We start from the raw sequence: 3545 nt of genomic DNA, 5'->3' as shown, positions 1-3545 counted from the left end.
AACCTCAACGCCGCCGCGATCTCGGGGGCTACGGCCTCCATGGTGTCGATCGCCCAATCCTCGGTCTCCGCACACCGCGACAACCGGTAGCCTAACAACCGCCCTTCTAGGAAGCGGCGACGGCGAACAGCCGCCTTTCGCCGGGCACACCTCCCACGCATTGCGGCACCGCCTGTTTGCCCTGTGAATGGCAGCCCGCCCGTTGACGTTTCGCAATGGGTAACCGGCGCAAACCCCTAATCGGATTAGGGCTGTCAGAGTTAGCCACGGCATCTAGAATGAGATCCCTTTGATGCTGCCTTGCAGCCCGGTCGGGATGAGGTTTGTCATGAATGTGCGCGGGCGGAGTCGACGCCTGCAGGCGGCAATCGCCTGCGCAAGCGTGGTGCTCGTGGTGGCGGGCTGCAGCACGATGGTCGACGGGCGGGCGCTGTCCATGCTCAACGACCCCTTCCGGGTGGGCGGCCTGCCCGCGACCAGCGGTCCCAGCGGGATTCGCGCGAACGCACCGGATCCCACCGGCACGGTGATCAACACCGACAACGGGCCGATCGACAGGCTGTCCCTGCTGTCCATCAACGACATCGAGGACTACTGGAAGTCGGTGTACAGCGATTCACTGAAAGGGACTTTCATCCCGGTCGCCAAGATGGTGTCCTACGACTCCGACAATCCGAACAGCCCGATCGTTTGCCATAGCGAAACCTATAAGCTCGTCAACGCCTTTTTCACCGCGCGCTGCAACCTGATCGCCTGGGATCGCGGGGTGTTCATGCCCGTCGCGCAACGCTATTTCGGTGACATGTCCGTTAACGGTGTGTTGGCGCACGAATTCGGTCACGCCTTGCAGCAGATGGCGAAATTGGTGACGCGAACGGATCCGACCATCGTCCGCGAACAGCAGGCCGATTGCTTCGCCGGCGTCTACATGTATTGGGTGGCCGACGGCAAGTCGCCGCGCTTCACGCTGAGCACCGCCGACGGCCTCGACCACGTGCTGGCAGGGATCATCACCACCCGCGACCCGGTCCTGGACGCCGACACCACGAACGACGACGAACACGGGTCGGCGCTGGACCGGATCAGCGCCTTCCAGATGGGCTTCATCAACGGCGCCTCGGCGTGCGCGGCGATCAACAAGCAGGAAATCGCACAGCGCCGCGGCGACCTGCCGACCACCTTGCAGGCCGACCCGGACCGGGACCCGGAGACCGGCGGGGTCACGATCAACGAAGACACGTTGTCAACGCTGATGGAGCTGCTCGGAAAGATCTTCTCTCCCAAGAGCCCACCGACACTGTCCTACAAGCCGGCCGATTGCCCCGACGCCAAGCCAAGCCCGCCGGCGTCCTACTGCCCGGCCACCAACACCATCCTGATCGACCTGCCCGGGCTCGCGACGATGGGCAGGGCCGCCGCCGAGAACGAGCACACGCTGCCGCAAGGTGACGACACCGCTCTCTCGGTCGTGATGTCGCGGTACGCCCTGGCGGTGCAGCACGAACGCGGCTTGGCGATGCAGAGCCCGTGGACCGCGCTGCGCACCGCGTGCCTGACCGGTGTCGTGCATCGCAAGATGGCGGAGCCGATCGAGCTGCCGTCCCAGAAGCAACTCGTGCTGACGGCCGGTGATCTCGACGAAGCCGTCTCCGGCCTGCTGATCAACCACCTGGTCGCCAGCGACGCCGACGGCACCAGCGTGCCCGCCGGGTTCACCCGGATCGCGGCCTTCCGCGGCGGCGTCGCCGGCAACATGGACGCCTGCTATTCTCGCTATCCTGGCTAGGCTCAGGCGATTTCGGCGATCCTCGGCGCCACCTCGTCGCCGAATCGGCGGATGAAGCCGACGGGGTCGGGATTGCCGGGCACGGGACCCGTGTTGATCATCTCGAAGCCAAGCTCGGCGTACCGCTCGACCGTCTTCAGGTACGCGTCGGTGTCCGCGAAGGGGTCATCGAAAAAGCCGACCGTTTTGCGGATCTCGCCGGGATCTCTGCCTACCGCGCCGCAGTGACGGTTCAGCACGTCGACCTTGTGCTCGAGTGCCTCGACGTCGCTCGTCGTGCTGTTCCAGACGTCGGCGTATCGTGCCACCAGCCGCAGCGTCTTCTTCTCGCCGTCGCCGCCGATCAGGATCGGGGGCCGCCGAATCGGTTGCGGCACACAGATTGTCTCGGCCAACTGGTAGTGCGTGCCGTCGTAAGGGCCGTCGTTGTCGCTCCACATCTGCAGGCAGATCTGCAGCGTCTCCTCCAGCATCTCGAACCGTGTGCTCAGCGGCGGATACGGAATGCCGAGGGCGCTGTGTTCGCGGTCATACCACGCCGCGCCCAAGCCCAGCATCGACCGGCCCTGCGACAGCACATCCAGCGTCGTCACCACCTTGGCCAACACGCCCGGATAGCGATAGGTGACCCCGGTGACCAGCAGGGTCAGCTCGATCGTCGCGGTCTGCCCGGCCAGGAAGCCCAGCGAGGTATAGCCCTCGAGAAACGGGTCCTCAGCTCGCCCAACAGCTTCCATCTGGAAGAAGTGGTCGGCCAGGGTGAACAGCGTGGCGCCGCCCTGCTCCGCGGCCTTGGCCGCGTCGGCCAGCGTCGGGCCCAGCCTCGCCGGATCGCCCGGCAGGAAGTCGATGAAGTGAACGCCGAATTCCATTGCAGTTTCCCATCTTTTCGTCATTCGGTCAGACGCTCGAGCAGCGACAGCGCATCGAGGATGACGCGGCGTTCCAGTTCGGAATACCGCTCCTGGATGGCGCGCGCCAGCCACTCCTCCCGCACCCGACGATCGCTCTCGGCGCGCCGCCGGCCCGCGGCGGTCAACGAAATCACCTGGCGTCGGCCGTCTTCAGGGTCGGGCGTGCGTTTGATGAGCCCGCGTTGCTCGAGCGCGGCCACGATCGTGGCCATCGACTGCGGTCGCACCCGTTCGGCGCCGGCCAGCACGCTGGCCGACGACGCGCCCTCTTTCCAGAGCCGGGTGAGCACCGCGGTCTGGGACGGCGTGAGGTCCTCGTCGACCCCAAGACTCCGCAGCCGGCGTCGCAGCCGGCTGACCAGTACCCGCAGATCGCGGGCGGCCGCAACGGCCGAGTCACCGATGCCGTCCATGACGCCACCCTAAATTACTCAGTTGAAACTGTCCAGTTTCAACTGACTAAAGGGGCGATCTAGGGATTAAGTTAACCGAACCAGCCGCAGCGCGGCCTCGATCGCGAGCGCGGGCACGTCGAGCGATTTGGAGCGCAGGTCGTGGCGCGCGCCGGTGATCTCGACGACCTCGGTCGGCGCGGTGATCAGCGCGGCGGCGGCGCGCAGTTCGTCGGGCGTGCCGAACGGATCGGACGTCCCGTGGGTGAACACGGTGGGCACCCGGATATCCGGAAGGTGCTCGGTGCGGGCACGTTCCGGCTTTCCCGGGGGATGGACCGGATACGAGAACAGGGTCAGCACGTCCACCGGAACGTCACCCTCGGCCACGACCATGGACGTCTGCCGCCCGCCGTAGGAGTGGCCGCCGGCGACCAGCGGACCGCCGGAAAG

Annotated in this window: 4 protein-coding genes; 1 reads left to right on the top strand and 3 read right to left on the bottom strand. The window is 66.1% G+C overall.

Annotated elements, in window-relative coordinates; genetic code table 11:
* Nucleotides 1-328 precede the first annotated feature (328 nt).
* A complete protein-coding gene (locus tag A5706_RS29115) occupies nucleotides 329-1786 on the top strand; it encodes a peptidase (RefSeq protein WP_068139162.1) in 1458 nt (485 codons plus the stop codon).
* Between the two features lie 2 nt (nucleotides 1787-1788).
* On the opposite strand, the gene A5706_RS29110 is transcribed toward A5706_RS29115, so the two are convergent.
* The 3 genes from A5706_RS29110 to A5706_RS29100 form a co-directional block, all read right to left on the bottom strand.
* On the bottom strand, nucleotides 1789-2658 hold the full coding sequence (locus A5706_RS29110; RefSeq protein ID WP_068139158.1) for an LLM class F420-dependent oxidoreductase: 870 nt from the start codon (nucleotides 2656-2658) through the stop codon (nucleotides 1789-1791).
* A gap of 20 nt (nucleotides 2659-2678) precedes the next feature.
* The gene (locus A5706_RS29105) at nucleotides 2679-3113 is read right to left on the bottom strand and encodes a MarR family winged helix-turn-helix transcriptional regulator (protein WP_068139156.1); all 435 of its coding nucleotides are present in this window, start codon (nucleotides 3111-3113) and stop codon (nucleotides 2679-2681) included.
* Between the two features lie 66 nt (nucleotides 3114-3179).
* Nucleotides 3180-3545, bottom strand: a 366-nt coding sequence (locus tag A5706_RS29100) for an alpha/beta family hydrolase (protein WP_369831971.1), incomplete at its 5' end; no start/stop codon positions are given.

Source organism: Mycobacterium sp. E796 (assembly GCF_001672815.1).
GTDB lineage: Bacteria > Actinomycetota > Actinomycetes > Mycobacteriales > Mycobacteriaceae > Mycobacterium.
The sequence above is the reverse complement of the archived record's forward strand: the minus strand, read 5'-3'. Positions and strand labels throughout refer to the sequence as shown.

Coding starts and splice junctions, on each gene's coding strand:
- A5706_RS29105 (WP_068139156.1), bottom strand. CDS start 3,113: ATGGACGGCATCGGTGACTCGGCCGTTGCGGCCGCCCGCGATCTGCGG.
- A5706_RS29110 (WP_068139158.1), bottom strand. CDS start 2,658: ATGGAATTCGGCGTTCACTTCATCGACTTCCTGCCGGGCGATCCGGCG.
- A5706_RS29115 (WP_068139162.1), top strand. CDS start 329: ATGAATGTGCGCGGGCGGAGTCGACGCCTGCAGGCGGCAATCGCCTGC.